The following is a 19,823-nucleotide window of genomic DNA, read 5'->3' as shown; positions in this document are numbered from 1 at the left end:
CGCCATGACGCGCAAGCAGCGACGTATGACCATCATCGGCGGCTCGCTCGCCGTGCTCGCGCTCGCGGCCGCGCTGGTGCTCAATGCCCTGCGCGACTCCATCGTGTTCTTCTCGACCCCGACCATGGTGGCCGAGAAGCACGTCCAGCCCGGCAAGCGCTTCCGGCTCGGCGGTCTGGTGCAGCCGGGCTCGCTCCAGCGCGGCGACAATCTCGCGGTGACGTTTGAGGTGGCCGACGGCGGCGCCAAGCTGCCCGTCGCCTACAAGGGCATTTTGCCCGATCTGTTCCGCGAAGGGCAGGGCGTCGTTGCCGAAGGCGCGCTCGATGCCAACGGCGTGTTCAAGGCCGACACGGTGCTCGCCAAGCACGACGAGACCTACATGCCCAAGGACGTCGCCGATGCCCTGAAGAAGCAGGGGCACTGGAAGGACGATTACGGCGCCCAAGCGTCCGGTACCACAAGGCCTTCGGCGACCACGGCGCAGGGCAATTCGCAGGGAGCGGTGCGGTGATCGCGGAAGCCGGACATTACGCGCTGGTGCTGGCGCTCGCGCTGGCGCTGATCCAGTCCTTCGTGCCGATGATCGGCGCACGCTTGCGCGATCCGGCGCTGATGAACGTGGCGCGCTCCACCGCGCTGGCGCAGCTCCTGTTTGTCGGCGCGTCGTTCATCGCGCTCGTGACGTTGCACGTGAACTCGGACTTCTCCGTCGCCAACGTCTACGAGAATTCCCACTCCATGAAGCCGTTGATCTACAAGATCACTGGCGTGTGGGGAAACCATGAAGGCTCGATGCTGTTGTGGGTATCGATCCTGGCGCTGTTCGGCGGGCTCGTCGCCGCCTTCGGCAACAATCTGCCGCTGTCGCTGCGCGCGCATGTGCTCGCCGTTCAGGCCTGGATCGCGAGCGCCTTCTATCTCTTCATCCTGATCACCTCGAACCCGTTCCTGCGCATCGTCAATCCGCCGATCGAGGGGCGCGATCTCAATCCGGTGCTTCAGGATATCGGTCTCGCCGTGCATCCGCCGATGCTCTATCTCGGCTATGTCGGCTTCTCGATCTCGTTCTCGTTCGCGATCGCGGCGCTGATCGAGGGGCGGATCGATGCGGCCTGGGCGCGCTGGGTGCGGCCGTGGACGCTGGTCGCCTGGATCTTCCTGACGCTCGGGATCGCGATGGGCTCCTACTGGGCCTATTACGAGCTCGGCTGGGGCGGCTGGTGGTTCTGGGACCCGGTCGAGAACGCCTCGCTGATGCCCTGGCTCGCCGGCACGGCGTTGCTGCACTCGGCGCTGGTGATGGAGAAGCGCAACGCGCTGAAGGTCTGGACCATCCTGTTGTCGATCCTGACCTTCTCGCTGTCGCTGCTCGGCACCTTCCTGGTGCGCTCGGGCGTCATCACCTCCGTGCACGCGTTCGCCAATGATCCGACCCGCGGCGTCTTTATCCTGCTGATCCTCTGCCTGTTCATCGGCGGCAGCCTGTCGTTGTTCGCAGGACGCGCGACCTCGTTGAAGCAGGGAGGCCTGTTCGCGCCGATCTCGCGCGAGGGCGCGCTGGTGCTGAACAATCTGCTGCTGACGGTGGCCTGCGCGGTCGTGCTGTTCGGAACGCTTTATCCGTTGGCGATGGAAGTGCTCGCCGACTTCAAGATGTCGGTCGGCGCACCGTTCTACAATCTCACCTTCGTGCCGCTGTTCGTGCTGCTGCTGCTCGCCGTGCCGTTCGGCCCCATGCTGGCGTGGAAACGCGGCGATCTGCTCGGCGTCACCCAGCGGCTGCTCGCGGCTGGCGTGGCGGGCCTCGTGGTGATCGCCATCGTCTGGGCCTGGACGCGTGGCGGCAGCGCGCTGGCGCCGTTGGCCATCGGGCTTGGGGTCTTCGTCATCGCCGGCGCTGTGACCGATATGGCTGAGCGAACCGGCCTGTTTCGTCTGCCGTTCGCGACGACGTTCCATCGCGCCCGCGGCCTGCCGCGCTCGGCCTGGGGCACCGCGTTCGCGCATGCCGGCCTCGGCGTCGCGCTGATCGGGATCGTCTGCGAGACCACCTGGAACAGCGAATATATCGCGACCATGAAGCCGAACGACGTCGCGCAGGTCGCCGGATATCAGCTGAAGCTCGACGGCCTGACCGAGCGGCAGGGGCCGAACTACCGCGAGATGATCGCCCAGTTCAACGTCAGTCGCGATGGCGACGCGCTCAGTGTCATGACGCCGTCGAAGCGCAGTTTCACCACGCGCGGCTCCTCCACCACGGAAGCTGCGCTTTTGACGCGCGGCGCGAGCCAGCTCTACATCTCGCTCGGCGATGTCACGGCCGAGGGCGCGATCGCCGTGCGCATCTATCACAAGCCGTTGGTGCTCATGATCTGGTGGGGACCGGTGCTGATGGCGTTCGGCGGCGTGCTGTCGCTGTCCGATCGGCGGTTGCGGGTCGGCGCGCCGAAGCCGGCGCGGGCCAAGCAGCGCCTGCAACCGGCGGAGTGACGCGATGCGCCGGATGATCGCCGCGTGCGTCGCGCTTGTGCTGCTGGCCGCTCCAGCGGCCTACGCCGTGCAGCCTGACGAGATCATGTCCGACCCGGTCAAGGAGGCCCGCGCGCGCGACCTGTCGCGCGAGCTCCGCTGCATGGTCTGCCAGAACCAGTCGATCGACGATTCCGATGCGCCGCTTGCGCGCGACCTGCGTCTTCTCGTGCGCGAGCGCATCGCGGCCGGCGACAGCAATGGCGAGGTGCTCGACTTCCTGGTCGCCCGTTACGGCGAGTTCGTGCTGCTCAAGCCGCGCTTCGAACGGCAGACCATGCTGTTGTGGCTGCTCGCGCCGTTGCTGCTGGCAGGCGGCGGCTTTGCGTTGTGGCGGCAGAACCGCCGCCGTGCGCAAGCAGGTGCAGATGTCCCGACGCCGCCGCTGACGCCGGACGAGGAGGCGCGGCTCGCAGCGTTGATGTCCGAGGACGCGGCATCGCGCTAGCCGGATTCACGTCGGCGCGAGTGCCTGGTGCCGTCACCGGAACTTGATTAAGTTCCTGTCAAACCACGATTTTTTACCTGCGCTAAACTGCCGCAGGACGGCGCGGTCTTTATTACAAAAGTTTAACCCCGCAGCCAGCGCGCGGTAAGGCGCAAGTCCCCATCTTCAGGCCGTAAGGTGCCGCTACCAGGCACCAAATGGATTTCAAGGCCCTGGAGAGCTGCATGAACGACCGTATCGACCTCACGAACCTTCCGTCCTACCGGCAGCCTCGCCGTTCGGTGTTTTCCGCCCGCAGGATCGCGCTGATGGCCTCGGTCGTCGCCGGACTCGGCATCGCCGTCCACGGCTTCAGCCCGTCGACCTCGCCCGCCGATTTGTTCTCCACGCCGGCGAACGCGCAGGTCAACAACGAGGTCAAGAAGGTCGAGCGTCCGATCGGTTTCGCCGACATCGTAGAGCGCGTTAAGCCCTCGGTGATCTCGGTCAAGGTCAACATCAAGGAGAAGACCGCGAGCAACGATGATGGCGACGATGCGCAGTCGCCGTTCCAGCCGGGCTCGCCGATGGAGCGCTTCTTCCGCCGTTTCGGCGGTCCGGACGGCATTCCCGGTCTGAAGGGTGGCGGTCGTGGCCGCGTCGTGCAGGGCCAGGGCTCCGGCTTCTTCATCTCGGCTGACGGCTTTGCGGTGACCAACAACCACGTGGTCGACGGCGCCGACAAGGTCGAGGTCACCACCGACGACGGCAAGACCTACAGCGCCAAGGTGATCGGCACCGACCAGCGCACCGACCTTGCTCTGATCAAGGTCGAGGGCGGCTCGAACTTCCCGTTCGCCAAGCTCGCCGACAGCAAGCCGCGGATCGGCGACTGGGTGCTCGCGGTCGGCAACCCCTTCGGCCTCGGCGGCACCGTGACCGCGGGTATCGTCTCGGCCAGCGGCCGCGATATCGGCAACGGCCCCTATGACGATTTCATCCAGATCGACGCGCCCGTGAACAAGGGCAATTCGGGCGGCCCGGCCTTCGACACCAACGGCGAGGTGATGGGCGTCAACACGGCGATCTACTCGCCCTCCGGCGGCAGCGTCGGTATCGCGTTCTCGATCCCCGCCAACACCGTCAAGAGCGTGGTCGCCCAGCTCAAGGACAAGGGCTCGGTCAGCCGCGGCTGGATCGGCGTGCAGATCCAGCCTGTCACCTCTGACATCGCCGACAGCCTCGGCATGAAGAAGGCCGAAGGCGCGCTGGTGGCGGAGCCGCAGAAGGATGGTCCCGCGGCCAAGGCCGGCATTGAGTCCGGCGATGTGATCACGTCGGTCAATGGCGAATCCGTCAAGGACGCCCGTGAGCTCGCCCGCACCATCGGCGGCATGGCGCCGGGTGCGTCGGTGAAGCTCAACGTGCTGCACAAGGGCCAGGACAAGGTCGTGAACCTCACCCTCGGCCAGCTGCCGAACACGGTCGAGGCCAAGGCCGACATCGACAACGACAGCGGTAAGGGCGCCAGCAAGGGCACCGACGTGCCGAAGCTCGGCATGACGGTTGCTCCCGCCAATTCCGTGGCCGGCGCCGGCAAGGACGGCGTCGTGGTCACCGAAGTCGATCCGAAGAGCGCAGCCGCCGAGCGCGGCTTCAAGGAAGGCGACGTGATTCTCGAAGTCGGCGGCAAGAGCGTGAGCACCGCCGGCGATGTCCGCGACGCCATCAACACCGCGCGGACCGACAACAAGAACAGCGTCCTGATGCGCGTGAAGAGCGGCGGCCAGTCGCGCTTCGTCGCGGTGCCCATCGCCAAAGGCTGACACGGGCCGAGCCTCAGGAGGCTTACGAGATGAAGGGTGTCGCCGGCATTAGTCGCCCCCGCCGCCGGCACTCTTCCGGGGAGCAGCGCAAGCTTGCTCCCCACGCCTACCTTCCGGTGGAAATACGCCCCCCTCCGTCGGAAGGCCTAGGGCGGTGAGGTCCCCCCAGCTTCACCGCCCGCCTTTTTGCCTACCCAAGTCCCGTTCGCTTGGCTTGCATGCGATTGCCGCTCGCGCCATGTTCAGAGAAGGTTGACCTCCTTGACCGCCGCCGAACGCACAATGCGCCTCCTGATCATCGAAGACGACCGCGAATCCGCCGACTATCTCGTGAAGGCGTTTCGCGAGGTCGGACACATTGCCGACCACGCCGGTGACGGCGAGGAGGGCCTCGCCATGGCCGAGAACGGCGACTACGACGTGCTCGTGGTCGACCGCATGCTGCCCAAGCGCGACGGGCTGTCGCTGATCGGCTCGCTGCGTGACAAGGGCGAAACGACGCCGGTGCTGATTCTCTCCGCGCTCGGGCAGGTCGACGATCGCATCAAGGGCCTGCGCGCCGGCGGCGACGACTATCTGCCAAAGCCCTATTCCTTCGCCGAGCTGCTCGCCCGCGTCGAGGTGCTGTCGCGCCGCCGCGGCGGACCTGCCGAGGATACGCTCTACCGTGTCGGCGACCTCGAGCTCGACCGGCTCTCTCACCGCGTCGCCCGCGGCAAGGACGAGCTGACGCTGCAGCCGCGTGAATTCCGCCTGCTCGAATATCTGATGAAGCATGCCGGCCAGGTGGTGACGCGCACCATGCTGCTGGAGAACGTCTGGGACTATCATTTCGATCCGCAAACCAACGTGATCGACGTGCACATCTCGCGGCTGCGCTCCAAGATCGACAAGGGCTTCGAGCGGCCGCTGCTGCACACGATCCGCGGCGCCGGGTATATGATCCGTGACGGCATTCGGTAAACTCGTCCGCACCACGGCATTCCGGCTGACGCTGGTCTACCTGTTCCTGTTTGCGATTTTCGCGGCCTCGCTGCTGGGCTATTTCGCTTGGAATACGCGGCGGCTGATCACCGAAGAGATCACGCAGACGGTGAATGCCGAGACCTCGGAGATCAACGAGATCTACGGACGCCGCGGCCTGTTCGGCCTCGTGCGCACGATCGAGTATCGCGCGCTGCGGCCGGGCGCCAACCTCTACCTCGTGACCACGCCGACCGGGCAGGCGGTTGCCGGCAATGTCGGCTCGCTGGCGCCGGGCGTGATGGCAACGCGCGGCTGGTCGGAAACCGCTTATCGCCGGATCGAGGATGCGGATGACCGCGATCATCGCGCGCTCGTTCGCGTCACCGAACTGGAGAACGGCTTCCGGCTTCTGATCGGCCGCGACCTCGCCGAGCGACGGCGCCTGTTCGGCATCGTGGCGAAGGCGGCGCAATGGTCGGTGCTGATCGTCGTGGTGCTCGGCCTCGGCGGCGGCGTTTTCGTCGCGCGCAGGGTGCTGACGCGCATCGACGCGATGTCCGGGACGGCGCATCGCATCATGATCGGCGATCTCAGCGAGCGCCTGCCCGTTGGCCGCAGCGGCGACGAGCTCGACCGCCTCGCCGAAAACCTCAACGCCATGCTGGAGCGGATCGAGGCGCTGATGGCGGGGCTGAAGGAAGTCTCCGACAACATCGCCCACGACCTCAAGACGCCGCTGACGCGCCTGCGCAATCGCGCCGAGGAGGCGCTGGCGAAATCGGGCTGCGAGGCCGATTATCGCGCGGCGCTGGAGCGGACCATCGAGGAATCCGACGGGCTGATCCGCACCTTCAACGCGCTGCTGATGATCGCGCGCGCGGAGTCCGGCCAGGCGCGCGGCAACATGGATGATTTCGATGCGGCCGATGTCGCCAACGGCATTCACGAGCTCTACGAGCCGCTGGCCGAAGACGACGGCATGACCTTGAAGGTGAAGACGCAGGCCGCGCCGATTCACGGCAATCGCGAATTGATCAGCCAGGCGGTCGCCAATCTCGTCGAGAACGCGATCAAATACGGCAAGCCGGCCGCGCAGTCGGCGGGAACCGTGGTCAGCATGGACGCCCGTCAGATCACGATCGAGGCCAAGCGCGAGGGCGATCAGGTGCTGCTCAGCGTCACCGACCGCGGCCCCGGAATCCCCGAGGCCGATCGCAAGCACGTCGTCGAGCGATTCGTCCGGCTGGAGGCGAGCCGCACCATGCCGGGCTCCGGCCTCGGCCTCAGCCTCGCGTCCGCCGTCGCCACCTTGCATGGCGGCGAATTGCGGCTCGGCGACGCCCATCCGGGCCTCGTCGCCACGCTGCTGCTGCCGGCGCGCGCGGGGGCCGGCGACAGGGTTGCTCCTCCAATACCGGATGTGCCACAGAAGGTGGCATGAACCACTCCGCGCCGGGAAACGCGGACAAGCATGGTGAGAGCCTGGCCGCACGCTTCGCGGAGGCTCCCCATATTGCCGCTTCCACAACCGACGAACGACGTTTTGAAAGCTGGCTGGCCGAGCTTGAGCCGGCACAGTCGGCGCGTCTGGAAGCCTTGCTGGTCCATCCCTTCGCCCGGACTATTCTCGCCGGGATCGCGGAATTCTCGCCTTATTTGTTCGATCTGCTGCGCGTCGATCCGCTGCGCCTGATCCGGCTGCTCGAATGCGAGCCGGATACGCATCTTGCTGCGCTGATCGCGGAGGCGAGGGGCGCGGTGCTCGCTGCCCCGGACGAGGCCGAGGTGATGCGGCTGCTTCGTCGCATGAAGGCGGAGGCCGCGCTCCTGATCGCGCTGTGTGACATCGGCGGAGTCTGGCCGGTGATGCGGGTGACGGCCGCGCTGACCGAGCTTGCGGTGTCCTCGGTGCAGGTGGCGCTGCAGTACCTGCTGCGACAGGAAGCCGCACGCGGCAAGCTCGTGCCGCCCGATCCCGAGGCGCCGGAAGTCGGCTGCGGCCTGATCGTGCTCGCCATGGGCAAGATGGGCGCGGGCGAGCTGAATTATTCCAGCGACATCGATCTCATCGTGTTCTTCGATCCCGATGCCACGACGCTGGCGCCCGACATCGAGCCGCAGCCGTTCTTCGTCCGGGTGACGCAAGGCATGGCGCGCATCCTGCAGCAGCGCACCTATGACGGCTATGTGTTCCGCGTCGATCTGCGGCTGCGGCCCGATCCGTCGTCGACGCAGGTGGCGATCTCGCGTGATGCCGCGCTGAACTATTACGAGCGGGAAGGGCGCACCTGGGAGCGCGCCGCGATGATCAAGGCGCGCGCCTGTGCCGGCGATCCCAGGGCAGGCGAGGCGCTGCTGGCCGAGATCGCGCCCTTCGTCTGGCGCAAGCATCTCGACTTCGCAGCACTTGCCGACGTGCACGACATGAAGCGGCAGATGCAGACCTACCGCGGCCAGAGCGAGGTCGCGGTCGAAGGCCACAACGTCAAGGTCGGCCGCGGCGGCATCCGCGAGATCGAATTCTTCGCCCAGACCCAGCAGCTGATCGCCGGCGGCCGCCATCCGGAATTGCGGGTGCGGCCGACGCTCGCCGCGCTCGACATCCTCGCGTCCAGCAACTGGATCAATTCTGCCGCGCGAGACGAGCTGACCACGGCCTACGAATTCCTGCGCCGGGTCGAGCATCGTCTCCAGATGATCGCCGACGAGCAGACCCACACCCTGCCGGAGGACAAGGAGGCGGTCGAACGCTTCGCCTGGTTCTTCGGTTATGACAGCCGCGCGACTTTTGCGCGCGACCTGCTTCGTCAGCTCGAGATCGTGCAGGGCCACTACGAAAAGCTGTTCGAGGGCGATGATCCGACCGGTTCGGCAAGCCTGCCCGCAATCGACTATCGCGCCGGTCCGGACGATCCGCGCTTGTTGCAGCACCTGACGACGCTCGGCTTCAAGAAGCCAGCCGCCCTTGCGCAGACCATCCGCGACTGGCTCACCGGCGACTATCGCGTGTTCCGCAACGGGCAGACGCGAAATGCCTTCGTCGAGTTCGTGCCGGCCCTGATCGACGGCCTCGCGCGTGCCGAAGAGCCCGACCGCGCGGTGGTGGCGTTTGATGATTTCCTTCGCGCGCTCCAGCGCGGCGGCCGGCTCATTACGCTGCTCGGCCAGAACCGCGATCTCGTCGCGCTGGTGGCGCTCGTGCTTGGCGCGGCGCCTAGGCTCGGCGAGATGCTGGCGCGGCAGCCGCAGCTGATGGACGGCCTGATCGATCCGCGCTTCTTCGGCGCGATGCCGGACAAGCAGGAATTGTCGGCGCGGCTTGCGGCCACGGTGCAGGATGCGGGCTCCTACGAGGAGTTTCTGGACCGCCTGCGTCTGTTCGGGCAGGAGAGCCTGTTCCTGATCGGCACGCGCATCCTCTCCGGCACCGTCTCGGCGCAGCAGGCGAGCACGGCCTTCGCCGACGTCGCCGAGGGCATCGTCGACACCGTGCATCGCCTCGTTGCCGACCGCTTCGCCGACCAGCACGGGCGCATCAAGGGGCAGGAGACCGCCATCATCGCGATGGGCCGGCTCGGCAGCCGTGAGATGACGGCATCCTCGGATCTCGATCTGATCCTGCTCTATGATTTCGACAGCGACAATCCGGACTCCGACGGCGAGAGGTCACTGCAGGGCGCACATTACTTTGCCCGCTTCACCCAGCGCCTGATCAGCGCCTTCACGACCCGCACCAATTACGGCGTGCTCTACGAGATCGACATGCGGCTGCGCCCGTCGGGACGCGCCGGTCCGGTCGCGTCGAGCCTCGTCTCCTTCGCCGACTATCAGGCCAACGAGGCCTGGACCTGGGAGCACATGGCGTTGACGCGTGCGCGCGTGGTGTCCGCGTCGCCGGAATTCACCGCGCGGATCGAAAGCATCATCCGCGAGGTCCTGACCCGCCGCCGCGACCCCTCGATCATTGCCAACGACGTCGCCGATATGCGCCGCGCGATCGCGCAGGAGAAGGGCGAGACCGATCATTGGGACCTGAAATACGCCTCCGGCGGCATGGTCGATATCGACTTCATCGCGCAATATCTCCAGCTCGTGCATGCCCATGACAAGCCCGACATTCTCGATGTCGGCACGGTGCAGGTGCTGGAGAATGCCGCGAGACTCGGTGTGCTGCCGCACTCGGAGGCGGAGATCCTGCGCGCCGCGGCGCGGCTCTATCACGATCTGACGCAGATCCTGCGGCTTTGCGTCAGCGACCGCTTCAAGCCGGAAACCGCGGGCTCCGACCTTCAGCGCGTGATGGCGCGCGCCGGCGATGCGCCGGATTTCTCCTCGCTCGAGGCACGCGTGAAGGAGACGCAAAGCGAGGTGCGGCGCGTGTTCAGTGCGCTTCTGGAAGGGAAATCGTCTGCTTGAGCGACGTCAGCGCTTCGAGCACGTTCGGCTCGAGGCCTGCGCCGCCGGCATCGAGATGCGCGAAGATCGCGCGCTTCATCCGCGGATCCCAGAACTTCCTGATGTGGTCGGCGATCCCCGGCACGGCCTTGTCGTGGCCCTGGCTGCGGAAGAACGTGCCGATCTGGTTGGCCATGTAGACGAGGCGGTCAGGCGACGACATGAATGATCTCCGGAGCACGATGAGCCGTGATGCGGCCCTGGTGCGTGAACACTTCAAACCCGTCGCTGCGGGCAATTGCGATCAGCGTGATGCCGGCGGCTTCCGCGGTGCGGACCGCGAGCGCGGTGGGGGCGGAGACCGCGACCATCACCGGCGCGCCGATCGCCGCGGTCTTCTGCACCATCTCCACGGAGACACGGCTCGTCAGCAGCACCATGCCGCCGCTCGCGTCCGTCCGGCTGCGCGCCAGCGAGCCTGCGAGCTTGTCGAGCGCGTTGTGGCGGCCGACGTCCTCGCGCAGGGCCACGATGCCGTTCGCGGGCGACCAGAACGCCGCTGCGTGGACCGCGCGGGTCTGGATGTTGATCGCTTGCAGGGGCGCAATGGTCTGCATCGCCGCCATGATCTGCTCGGGCGAAAAGGTCTGCCCCGGCGGCACGATCGCTGCGGGCCGTATGGCTTCGGCGATCGAGTCGATGCCGCAGATGCCGCAGCCGGTGGGGCCGGCAATGTGGCGGCGACGTTCGCTGATGCGCGCGGCGTCTTCAGACTCCAGCCACATGCGCAGCTCGATGCCGTCGTCGAGGCGGACCACATCGAGCGACTTGATGTCGTCGACCGATTTGATGATGCCTTCGTCCAAGCTGAAGCCGACGGCAAAATCCTCGAGGTTCTGCGGCGTCCCCATCATGACGGCATAGGTGCCGCCATTATAGGTCAGCGCCAGCGGCGTCTCCTCGGGGATCAGCCGCGTCCCTTCCGACGCGACACCGTCGCGCCAGATTTCGCGGTCGATGGCCTGGACAGGCACGTGCATCCGGTTACTCCGCGGCCTCGGCCGGCGCGATGCGACGGGAGTGCCGCGCCTGCTCGTCGTAGCTCTTCTGCCAATCGGACGGGCCGTTCGATGGCGAGATCTGCACGGCGGTGACCTTGTACTCGGGACAGTTCGTCGCCCAGTCCGAATAGTCGGTCGTGATCACGTTGGCCTGCGTGTCCGGATGATGGAACGTCGTGTAGACGACGCCCGGCGACACGCGGTCGGTGATTTCCGCGCGCAGCGTGGTCTCGCCGGCGCGGCTCTGCAGCCGCACCCAGTCGCCATCGCGCACGCCGCGCGTTTCGGCGTCATGCGGATGGATCTCGAGCCGGTCTTCGGCATGCCAGACGACGTTCTCGGTGCGCCGTGTCTGCGCGCCGACATTGTACTGGCTGAGGATGCGGCCCGTGGTGAGGAGAAGCGGGAAGCGGGGACCCGTGCGCTCGTCGGTTGCGACATATTCGGTGACGACGAACTTGCCCTTGCCGCGGACGAAGCCGCCGATATGCATCACCGGCGTGCCTTCCGGCGCCTTCTCGTTGCAGGGCCACTGCACCGAGCCGAGCTCGTCGAGCTTGGCGTAGGAGACGCCGGCGAAGGTCGGCGTCAGTGCGGCGATCTCGTCCATGATCTCCGAGGGATGGCTGTAGTTCATCTCCAGGCCCATCGCCTTGGCGAGCGCGATGGTGACCTCCCAGTCGGCCATGCCGTTCTTCGGCGACATCACCTTGCGCACGCGCTGGATGCGGCGTTCGGCATTGGTGAAAGTGCCGTCCTTCTCGAGGAAGCTCGAGCCGGGCAGGAACACGTGAGCGTAGTTCGCGGTCTCGTTGAGGAAGAGGTCGTGGACGATGACGCATTCCATCGCCGACAACGCCGCCACCACGTGCTTGGTGTTGGGATCGGATTGAAGGATGTCCTCGCCCTGCACGTAGAGTCCCATGAACGTGCCTTCGATCGCGGCATCGAACATGTTGGGAATGCGCAGGCCCGGCTCCGGATTGAGCTTGACGTTCCAGAGCGCCTCGAACTGGTCGCGCACGGCGTCGCCCGAGATGTGACGGTAGCCGGGCAGCTCGTGCGGGAACGAGCCCATGTCGCAGGAGCCTTGAACGTTATTTTGGCCGCGCAGCGGGTTCACGCCGACGCCGGGACGGCCGATATTGCCGGTCGCCATCGCGAGGTTGGCGATCGCGATCACCGTGGTCGAACCCTGGCTGTGCTCGGTGACGCCGAGCCCGTAATAGATCGCGCCATTGCCGCCGGTGGCGTAGACGCGGGCCGCTTCACGCAGCGTCTTCGGATCGACGCCGGTGAGGATAGCGGTCGCTTCCGGGCTATGCTTGGGCTGGGCCACGAAGGCGGCCCATTCCTCGAACTCGCTCCAGTCGCAGCGCTCGCGCACGAAGGCTTCGTTCACGAGACCTTCGGTGACGATGACATGCGCCAGCGCCGTCACGACGGCGACGTTGGTGCCGGGCATCAGCGGCAGATGCAGCGCCTTCACGTGCGGCGATTCCACCATCTCGGTGCGGCGCGGATCAATCACGATCAGCTTGGCGCCCTGGCGCAGCCGCTTCTTCAGGCGGGAGGCGAAGACGGGGTGAGCCGAGGCCGGGTTGGCGCCGATGATCATCGCGACGTCGGTATCCTCGACCGAGTCGAAATCCTGCGTGCCGGCGGAGGTGCCGAACGTGACCGAAAGGCCGTAGCCGGTCGGGGAGTGGCAGACGCGCGCGCAGGTGTCGACATTGTTGTTGCCGAAGCCGGCGCGGATCAGCTTCTGCACCAGATAGGTTTCTTCGTTGGTGCAGCGGGACGAGGTGATGCCGCCGATGGCGTCACGGCCGTATTTCTTTTGGATGCCGCGCATCTTGGCGGCGGCGAACGAGAAGGCTTCATCCCAGGGCACTTCGCGCCAGGGATCCTCGATCCGCTCGCGGATCATCGGGTTGAGGATGCGTTCCTTGTGATTGGTATAGCCCCAGGCGAAACGGCCCTTGACGCAGGAATGGCCGCGATTGGCCTTGCCGTCCTTGTAGGGCACCATGCGGACGACTTCCTCGCCGCGCATCTCGGCCTTGAAGGTGCAGCCGACGCCGCAATAGGCGCAGGTGGTGACGACGGAGTGCTCGGGCTGGCCGATCTCGATCACCGACTTTTCCGTGAGCGTCGCGGTCGGGCAGGCCTGCACGCAGGCGCCGCAGGAGACGCATTCGGAGCCGAGAAAACTCTCGCTCATGCCCGGCGAGACGCGGCTGTCGAAGCCGCGGCCGGAAATCGTCAGCGCGAAGGTGCCTTGCACTTCCTCGCAGGCGCGGACGCAGCGCGAGCAGACGATGCACTTGGAGGGATCGTAGGTGAAGTAGGGGTTGGATTCGTCCTTCGGCATCCAGGCGGCGTTGATCTCGCCGTGGGACTTCGCGAAGACGTGGTTCTCGCCCTCATAGCCGTAGCGTACGTCGCGCAAGCCCACCGCACCTGCCATATCCTGCAATTCGCAGTCGCCATTGGCGCCGCAGGTGAGGCAGTCGAGCGGATGGTCGGAGATATAGAGCTCCATCACGCCCTTGCGCAGCTTCTTCAGCCGCTCGCTCTGGGTGTGCACGACCAGGCCGTTCATGACCGGCGTGGTGCAGGAGGCCGGCGTGCCGGCGCGGCCCTCGATCTCGACGACGCAGAGACGGCAGGAGCCGAATGCATCGACCATGTCGGTCGCGCAGAGTTTGGGAATCTGGTGGCCGGCGTCCATCGCGGCGCGCATGATCGAGGTGCCCTCGGGCACCGTGACCTCTTTGCCGTCGATGGTCAGCGTCACCATCGTTTCCGACTTGGAGCGCGGCGTGCCGTAGTCGATTTCTTCGATCAGAGACATTGTCGTTCTCCTATTCCGCGGCCTGAAGCGTGGTCGGGGCCGGGACAAAATCTTCACGGAAATGCTTCAAAGCGCTGAGCACGGGGTAGGGCGTGAAGCCGCCGAGTGCGCAGAGCGAGCCGAATTTCATGGTGTTGCAGAGGTCTTCGACGAGCGCGAGGTTTTCGCTGACCCGCTCGCCGTTGATGATCTTCTCGATGGTCTCGACGCCACGGGTCGAGCCGATGCGGCAGGGCGTGCATTTGCCGCAGGATTCGACGGCGCAGAATTCCATGGCGAAACGCGCCTGCTTGCGCATGTCGACGCTGTCGTCGAACACGACGATGCCGCCATGGCCGATCAGGCCGTCGCGCGCGGCGAAGGCTTCGTAGTCAAATGGGGTGTCGAAGAGGGCGCGGGGGAAATAGGCGCCAAGCGGGCCGCCGACCTGCACGGCGCGGACCGGGCGTCCGGTGAACGTGCCACCGCCGATGTCGTCGACAAGCTCGCCGAGCGTCACGCCGAACGCCGTCTCGAACAGCCCGCCCTGGCGGATGTTGCCGGCGAGCTGGATCGGCATCGTGCCGCGCGAGCGCCCCATGCCGAAATCGGCGTACGCCTTGGCGCCCTCGGCGAGGATGAAGGGGATGGCCGCGAACGACAGCACGTTGTTGATGACGGTCGGCTTGCCGAACAATCCATGATGGGCCGGCAACGGCGGCTTGGCGCGCACCAGGCCACGGCGGCCTTCGAGGCTCTCGAGCAGCGACGTCTCCTCGCCGCAGACGTAAGCGCCGGCGCCGACGCGCACCTCCATGTCGAAGCTATGCGTCGAGCCGCCGATCCTGTCGCCGAGATAGCCGCCGCGCCGCGCGGCCGATATCGCGGCATTCATCGCCGCGACCGCGTGCGGATATTCACTGCGGATGTAGATGTAGCCCTTGGTGGCGCCGACGGTGATGCCTGATGTCGTCATGCCCTCGATGACGAGGAAGGGGTCGCCTTCCATGATCATGCGGTCGGCGAAGGTGCCGCTGTCGCCTTCGTCGGCGTTGCAGACGATGAACTTGCGGTCGGCCTTGGCCTGCTGCACCGTCTTCCACTTGATGCCGGTCGGGAAGCCCGCGCCGCCGCGGCCGCGCAGGCCGGAGGCAGTGACTTCAGCCAGGATCGCGTCCGGGCCGAGCGAGAGCGCGCGCTCAAAACCCTTGTAGCCGCCATGGGCGCGATAATCCTCGAGCGAGCGTGGATCGATCACGCCGCAGCGGGCGAAGGTGAGGCGGGTCTGGCGCTTGAGCCAGGGGATTTCGTCCGCGACGCCGAGCCGCAGCGCGTGCGGCCCATTGCTCGCCATGGACTCGAACACGGAGGCGACATCCTCCGAGCTCACCGGACCGTAGGCGACGCGACCCTTGAGGGTCGCCACCTCGACCATCGGCTCCAGCCAATGCAGGCCGCGCGAGCCGGTCCTGACGATCTCGATCGGCAGGCCGCGCTTTTCCGCGATCTGCTCGAATGCTGCGACAACCTCGTCGGCGCCGACGGCGACAGCGGTCGCATCGCGCGGAACGAAAATCTTCATCTTCATCGTTGTGCCTCCGCGACCAGCGCGTCGATGCGCTTCTCGTCGAGCCGGCCGACGAGGCGGCCGTCGAGCATCGCCGACGGTGCGGTCGAGCACAGCCCGAGGCAGTAGATCGGCTCCAGCGTGACGCGATCATCCGCAGTGGTGTTGCCGAGCGAGACGCCAAGCTTTGCTTCGGCGCGCGCGGCCAGCGCGTCGCCGCCCGCGGCCTGGCAGGCTTCGGCGCGGCACAGCTTCAGCACGTGGCGGCCGGCCGGCTTGTGGCGGAAGTCATGGTAGAAGGTGAAGACGCCATGGACTTCGGCGCGCGACAGATTCAGCGCCTGCGCCACCATGGGGATCGCCGCCTCCGGCACATAGCCGAACGCTTCCTGGAGCGCGTGCAGAATGACGAGCGTCGCGCCTTCCTGCCCGGCATGTTCGGCGATGATCTCGGCGCCGCGCGTTTCTTCCCAAGGCTCGTAAACCGCTGTCATTCTCGTTCTCGATCTGAGCGTCCCTTCTGCGCAAACTATTTGGAATCGTTCGAAGATCAATAAAGCTGTCTCATGCTGCGATTGCGAATTCAGATCGATTTGGAAACGCAATCGGTCGATACGAAGTGCTAATGAAACTTGTATTGACTGCGGGTTTTTGCGTGTTGGTGCAGGCCCGGCGTGATAGCTTGTATGCCACCACAGAATCCGAGGGGACGGCCGGTTGATCGACAAGCTTGAACTGCTGCTGGCGCTGGCCAAAGAGCGGCATTTTGGACGGGCAGCAGAGGCCTGCGGTGTCACCCAGCCGACCATGTCGACCGGGCTGAAGCAGCTCGAGGAGATCCTCGGTGTGATGCTGGTCCAGCGCGGGTCCCGGTTTCAGGGATTTACCCCCGAGGGCGAGCGGACGCTGGACTGGGCGCGGCGGATCGTGGGCGATGCCCGCGCGATGCGCGACGAGATCAACGGACTGAAGCATCAGCTCTCCGGCGAGATCCGCATTGCGGCGATCCCGACGGCACTCGGCATGGTCGCGTCGCTGACGACGCCGTACCGTGCGCGGCATCCCGAGGTGCGTTTCAGCATCCGCTCGACGACCTCGTCGGAGGTGCTGGGGTTGCTCGAAAATCTCGAGGTCGATGCCGGGCTGACCTATATCGAGAACGAGCCGATCGGGAAGGTGCGCACCATTCCGCTCTATAACGAGAGCTATCGCCTGCTCACCGCGCCCGATGGGATGTTCGGGGATCGCGAGACGGTGACGTGGAAGGAGGTCGGGCAGGTGCCGCTGTGCCTGCTGACACCCGACATGCAGAACCGCCGCATCATCGACCGTGCGCTGCGTTCGGTCGCGGCGGAGGCGACGCCGACACTGACTTCGAACTCGCTGTTGGTGCTGTTCACCCACGTCAAGACCGGGCGCTGGGCGAGCGTGATGCCGGCCAAGCTCGCCGAGACGCTTGGTCTGTCGTCCGACAAGGTCCGCTCGATTCCGATCACCGACCCCGAGGTCAATTACAGCATTGGTCTCGTGATCCCGCAGCGCGATCCGATGACGCCGCTGATCGCGGCGCTGGTCAATGTCGCGCGCGAAGTGGCGCCGAGCCTGCAGTCGTAGCGCATAGTGAGATTAAGTGTGTCCGCAGTGTAGCTGCCACCTCTCCCCAGCGGGGAGAGGTCGGATTGCGCTTGGCGATGCGCAGCATCGACCAGCGCAATCCGGGTGAGGGGCCGCAGCGACCGGTGGGAGCGTAACCCCTCACCCGGATCGGATCTTTCGATGCGACTCGACCTCTCCCTACGGGAGAGGTGCCCCCTCGGCTCGCATCGATTCAACCAAAGCTCATCCCAGCTCTAGGCAGCCGCGGAAATTCCGGCTGCCGCCTTGATGGCGTCGCGCGGCAGCGTCACGCGGACGACGGTGCCGACTTCGAGCCTGGAGCGCAGCTTCATCGAGCCGCCGTGGAGCTGCGCCAGCGAGCGGGCGATCGCGAGCCCGAGGCCGGAGCCGTGATAGGTCTTGGTGAGCTGGCTCTCGACCTGCTCGAACGGACGTCCGAGCCGCGCCAGCGAGTGCGGCGCGATGCCGATGCCGGTGTCGGCGATCATCAGCACGATCCTGTCCTCGAGCTGCCGGCTGCGCACCACGATGCGTCCGCCGTCGGGCGTGAACTTCACGGCGTTGGACAGCAGGTTGACGATGATCTGCTTGGTGGCGCGGCGGTCGGCGACGACCGAAATGGACTTCTCGATCTCGGCGTCGAGCTCCAGGTTCTTGTCCTGCGCCCGGCCGGCGACGACGCGCAGGGATTCCGCGAGCGTCTGTGCGAGGTCGAGCTCTTCCATGTCGAGCTTCATGCGGCCGGCCTCGATCTTGGACATGTCGAGGATGTCGTTGATGACCTCGAGCAGATAATGGCCGCTGGTGAGGATGTCGTGGCAGTATTCCTGGTACTTCTCCGAGCCCAGCTCGCCGAACATGCCCGAGCCCATGATCTCGGAGAAGCCGATGATGGCGTTGAGCGGCGTGCGCAGCTCGTGGCTCATATTGGCGAGGAATTTCGACTTGGTCTGGTTGGCTTCCTCGGCGCGGGTCTTCTCGCGCTGATATTTCTCGGCGAGGTCGGCGAGCTCGATGGTCTGGCGTTCCAGCGCCGCCTGCGAGCGCTTGAGGTCGATGACGGTGGCGCGCAGGCGCAGATCGTTGTCGACGAGCTTCTGCTCGTGCTCCTTGATGCGGGTGATGTCGGTGCCGACCGAGACGTAGCCGCCGTCCTTGGTGCGGCGCTCGCTGATGTGCAGCCAGCTGCCGTCGTCGAGCTGCGCCTCGAAGGTGCGGGCGCCGGGGCCTTGGGCAGCGGTCTCGTTGTGGCGGGTGCGGACCTCCGGCATGCGGCCGACTTCCAGCACGGTCTCGTAGGAGGTGCCGGGGATCACGGCGGTGTCGGGCAGCTTGTGCAGGCGCTGGAAGTGCGAATTGCAGAGCACCAGGCGGTCGCTGGCGTCCCACAGCACGAAGGCTTCCGGAATGGTCTCGATGGCGTCGCGCAGGCGAAGGTCGGCTTCCACGGTGCGCTCGGCGAGGCTCTTCTGCTCGGTGATGTCGACCGCGATGCCGATCAGGTGCATGCCGGAATCGCTGGCGCCGCGGGTCCGCTCGCAGCGGACGCGGAGCCAGATCCAGTGGCCGTCGACATGCTGCATGCGGAAGGTCTGGTCGATATGGTCGATCTTCTCGGAGATCAGCTGGTCGGCGATCGCGAACAGGTCGATGTCGTCCGACTTCACCAGCGCGTTGACCTCGCCGAAGGTGAGGAGCTCGTTGCGGCCGTCGAGGCCCAGCATCGAGAACATCGATTGCGACCAGAAGATCCGGCCGCGCGACAGGTCCCAGTCCCACAGGCCGCAGCGGCCGCGGTTGAGCGCGGTGTCGATCCGGCCACGCACGGCATCGTTGATGAGGTCGCCCTCGCGGGCGCGGGTCGACTGCCAGTGGAAGGCGAAGCCGAGGATCAGGACGACGAACCCGGTGGTCGCCGACAGCGTCACCGAAAGGGCCGCGTCCGAGCCCCAGATCGGCTCGTTGCGCTCCTGGATCACGGTGACGAGGCCCGGCAGCGACTTGATCGGCCGGGAGGTCGCCATCGCGGCGTTGCCGTTCGGAAGCGTCATGCTGGAGATGTCATTGTCGCGCGGCGGAGCTGCGAGCAGCTGCGCGGTGGTGATCGCATCGAGCAGGCGGTCGTTGCCCGAAGGATCGCTGTCGATCGGAATGCGGGCGAGGATGCGGCGGTCGATTCCGGCCGAGGTGACGACGACATGGCGGCCCGAGACCCTGGCCCGGGACGGGATCATGTCGGGCAGCAAATTCGGCAGGTTCTCGATGCTCTTCAGCCGCTCCGCGCGCACGGAGGTGACGCGATCGATGCGCTCGGCGAGCAGTTCAGCGAGGGAAGAGATGTCGTTCTGGATCACGAGGCGCTTCTGGCGCGTCTGGTCGACGACCTGGACGAATGCGCCGAGGCAGATCGTGATGAGGAAGGCGATGATGAGCGTCGGCACGGCGCGACGCAGCGCCGGCTCCGCGATCAGGAGCCGATGATAGGCAGGTTTCGCGATCGATTGCGCCAATCCTTTGATCGAATCGGATTGGACACACGCGTTCGCGGCGTCTGCGCGCGCCATGCCTTCGGCCCCCTGGAAACCAGCTTACGACG

General features: G+C 66.1%; 14 protein-coding genes. 8 read left to right on the top strand and 6 right to left on the bottom strand.

Annotated features, from left to right (window positions below; translation table 11 throughout):
• Positions 1–4 precede the first annotated feature (4 nt).
• The 7 genes from ccmE to QA645_RS29355 all read left to right on the top strand — a co-directional run bounded on the left by ccmE (position 5) and on the right by QA645_RS29355 (position 10,167).
• Positions 5–514, top strand: a complete 510-nt coding sequence (gene ccmE, locus QA645_RS29385; protein ID WP_283044892.1) for a cytochrome c maturation protein CcmE — start codon at positions 5–7, stop codon at positions 512–514.
• On the top strand, positions 511–2,493 hold the full coding sequence (locus tag QA645_RS29380) for a heme lyase CcmF/NrfE family subunit (protein WP_283044891.1): 1,983 nt from the start codon (positions 511–513) through the stop codon (positions 2,491–2,493). The genes ccmE and QA645_RS29380 overlap by 4 nt, the downstream gene beginning before the upstream one ends.
• Before the next feature lie 4 nt (positions 2,494–2,497).
• Positions 2,498–2,980 carry a cytochrome c-type biogenesis protein gene (locus QA645_RS29375; RefSeq protein WP_283044890.1) on the top strand — a complete coding sequence of 161 codons (483 nt, stop codon included), beginning with the start codon at positions 2,498–2,500 and terminating at the stop codon, positions 2,978–2,980.
• Positions 2,981–3,204: 224 nt separating this feature from the next.
• On the top strand, positions 3,205–4,785 hold the full coding sequence (locus tag QA645_RS29370) for a Do family serine endopeptidase (protein ID WP_283044889.1): 1,581 nt from the start codon (positions 3,205–3,207) through the stop codon (positions 4,783–4,785).
• A gap of 282 nt (positions 4,786–5,067) precedes the next feature.
• The gene (locus tag QA645_RS29365) at positions 5,068–5,748 is read left to right on the top strand and encodes a response regulator transcription factor (protein WP_254130217.1); all 681 of its coding nucleotides are present in this window, start codon (positions 5,068–5,070) and stop codon (positions 5,746–5,748) included.
• Positions 5,732–7,192 (top strand): ATP-binding protein, encoded by a 1,461-nt coding sequence (locus QA645_RS29360; RefSeq protein ID WP_254192793.1) that lies wholly within the window; start codon positions 5,732–5,734, stop codon positions 7,190–7,192. The genes QA645_RS29365 and QA645_RS29360 overlap by 17 nt, the downstream gene beginning before the upstream one ends.
• Positions 7,189–10,167, top strand: a complete 2,979-nt coding sequence (locus QA645_RS29355) for a bifunctional [glutamine synthetase] adenylyltransferase/[glutamine synthetase]-adenylyl-L-tyrosine phosphorylase (protein ID WP_283044888.1) — start codon at positions 7,189–7,191, stop codon at positions 10,165–10,167. The genes QA645_RS29360 and QA645_RS29355 overlap by 4 nt, the downstream gene beginning before the upstream one ends.
• On the opposite strand, the gene QA645_RS29350 is transcribed toward QA645_RS29355, so the two are convergent.
• From QA645_RS29350 to QA645_RS29330, 5 genes are read right to left on the bottom strand one after another with little or no spacing between them, the layout of a single operon-like run.
• Positions 10,133–10,369, bottom strand: a complete 237-nt coding sequence (locus tag QA645_RS29350) for a formate dehydrogenase subunit delta (protein ID WP_283044887.1) — start codon at positions 10,367–10,369, stop codon at positions 10,133–10,135. The two genes, QA645_RS29355 and QA645_RS29350, sit on opposite strands and share 35 nt — an antisense overlap.
• On the bottom strand, positions 10,356–11,186 hold the full coding sequence (fdhD, locus tag QA645_RS29345; protein ID WP_283044886.1) for a formate dehydrogenase accessory sulfurtransferase FdhD: 831 nt from the start codon (positions 11,184–11,186) through the stop codon (positions 10,356–10,358). Before fdhD ends, QA645_RS29350 begins: the two co-directional genes overlap by 14 nt.
• Before the next feature lie 4 nt (positions 11,187–11,190).
• On the bottom strand, positions 11,191–14,064 hold the full coding sequence (fdhF, locus tag QA645_RS29340) for a formate dehydrogenase subunit alpha (RefSeq protein ID WP_283044885.1): 2,874 nt from the start codon (positions 14,062–14,064) through the stop codon (positions 11,191–11,193).
• 10 nt (positions 14,065–14,074) lie between these two features.
• The gene (locus QA645_RS29335) at positions 14,075–15,631 is read right to left on the bottom strand and encodes an NADH-quinone oxidoreductase subunit NuoF (RefSeq protein WP_254192797.1); all 1,557 of its coding nucleotides are present in this window, start codon (positions 15,629–15,631) and stop codon (positions 14,075–14,077) included.
• Positions 15,628–16,104 (bottom strand): formate dehydrogenase subunit gamma, encoded by a 477-nt coding sequence (locus QA645_RS29330; protein ID WP_254130223.1) that lies wholly within the window; start codon positions 16,102–16,104, stop codon positions 15,628–15,630. The genes QA645_RS29335 and QA645_RS29330 overlap by 4 nt, the downstream gene beginning before the upstream one ends.
• Positions 16,105–16,327: 223 nt before the next feature.
• Between QA645_RS29330 and QA645_RS29325 the strand changes: the two genes are divergently transcribed.
• Positions 16,328–17,224 (top strand): LysR family transcriptional regulator, encoded by an 897-nt coding sequence (locus QA645_RS29325; protein ID WP_283044884.1) that lies wholly within the window; start codon positions 16,328–16,330, stop codon positions 17,222–17,224.
• Between the two features lie 236 nt (positions 17,225–17,460).
• Here the strand turns inward: QA645_RS29325 and QA645_RS29320 are convergent, their stop codons facing one another.
• Positions 17,461–19,791: an ATP-binding protein gene (locus QA645_RS29320; RefSeq protein ID WP_254130225.1), complete on the bottom strand. Its 2,331-nt coding sequence runs from the start codon at positions 19,789–19,791 to the stop codon at positions 17,461–17,463.
• Positions 19,792–19,823 lie beyond the last annotated feature (32 nt).

Source organism: Bradyrhizobium sp. CIAT3101 (assembly GCF_029714945.1).
Taxonomy (GTDB): domain Bacteria; phylum Pseudomonadota; class Alphaproteobacteria; order Rhizobiales; family Xanthobacteraceae; genus Bradyrhizobium.
Note: the sequence above shows the minus strand (reverse complement) of the source record. Positions and strands in the feature narration are given on the sequence as shown.

Coding starts and splice junctions, on each gene's coding strand:
- QA645_RS29320 (WP_254130225.1), bottom strand. CDS start 19,791: ATGGCGCGCGCAGACGCCGCGAACGCGTGTGTCCAATCCGATTCGATC.
- QA645_RS29355 (WP_283044888.1), top strand. CDS start 7,189: ATGAACCACTCCGCGCCGGGAAACGCGGACAAGCATGGTGAGAGCCTG.
- QA645_RS29370 (WP_283044889.1), top strand. CDS start 3,205: ATGAACGACCGTATCGACCTCACGAACCTTCCGTCCTACCGGCAGCCT.
- QA645_RS29330 (WP_254130223.1), bottom strand. CDS start 16,104: ATGACAGCGGTTTACGAGCCTTGGGAAGAAACGCGCGGCGCCGAGATC.
- QA645_RS29335 (WP_254192797.1), bottom strand. CDS start 15,631: ATGAAGATGAAGATTTTCGTTCCGCGCGATGCGACCGCTGTCGCCGTC.
- QA645_RS29365 (WP_254130217.1), top strand. CDS start 5,068: ATGCGCCTCCTGATCATCGAAGACGACCGCGAATCCGCCGACTATCTC.
- QA645_RS29350 (WP_283044887.1), bottom strand. CDS start 10,369: ATGTCGTCGCCTGACCGCCTCGTCTACATGGCCAACCAGATCGGCACG.
- fdhF (WP_283044885.1), bottom strand. CDS start 14,064: ATGTCTCTGATCGAAGAAATCGACTACGGCACGCCGCGCTCCAAGTCG.
- QA645_RS29375 (WP_283044890.1), top strand. CDS start 2,498: ATGCGCCGGATGATCGCCGCGTGCGTCGCGCTTGTGCTGCTGGCCGCT.
- fdhD (WP_283044886.1), bottom strand. CDS start 11,186: ATGCACGTGCCTGTCCAGGCCATCGACCGCGAAATCTGGCGCGACGGT.
- ccmE (WP_283044892.1), top strand. CDS start 5: ATGACGCGCAAGCAGCGACGTATGACCATCATCGGCGGCTCGCTCGCC.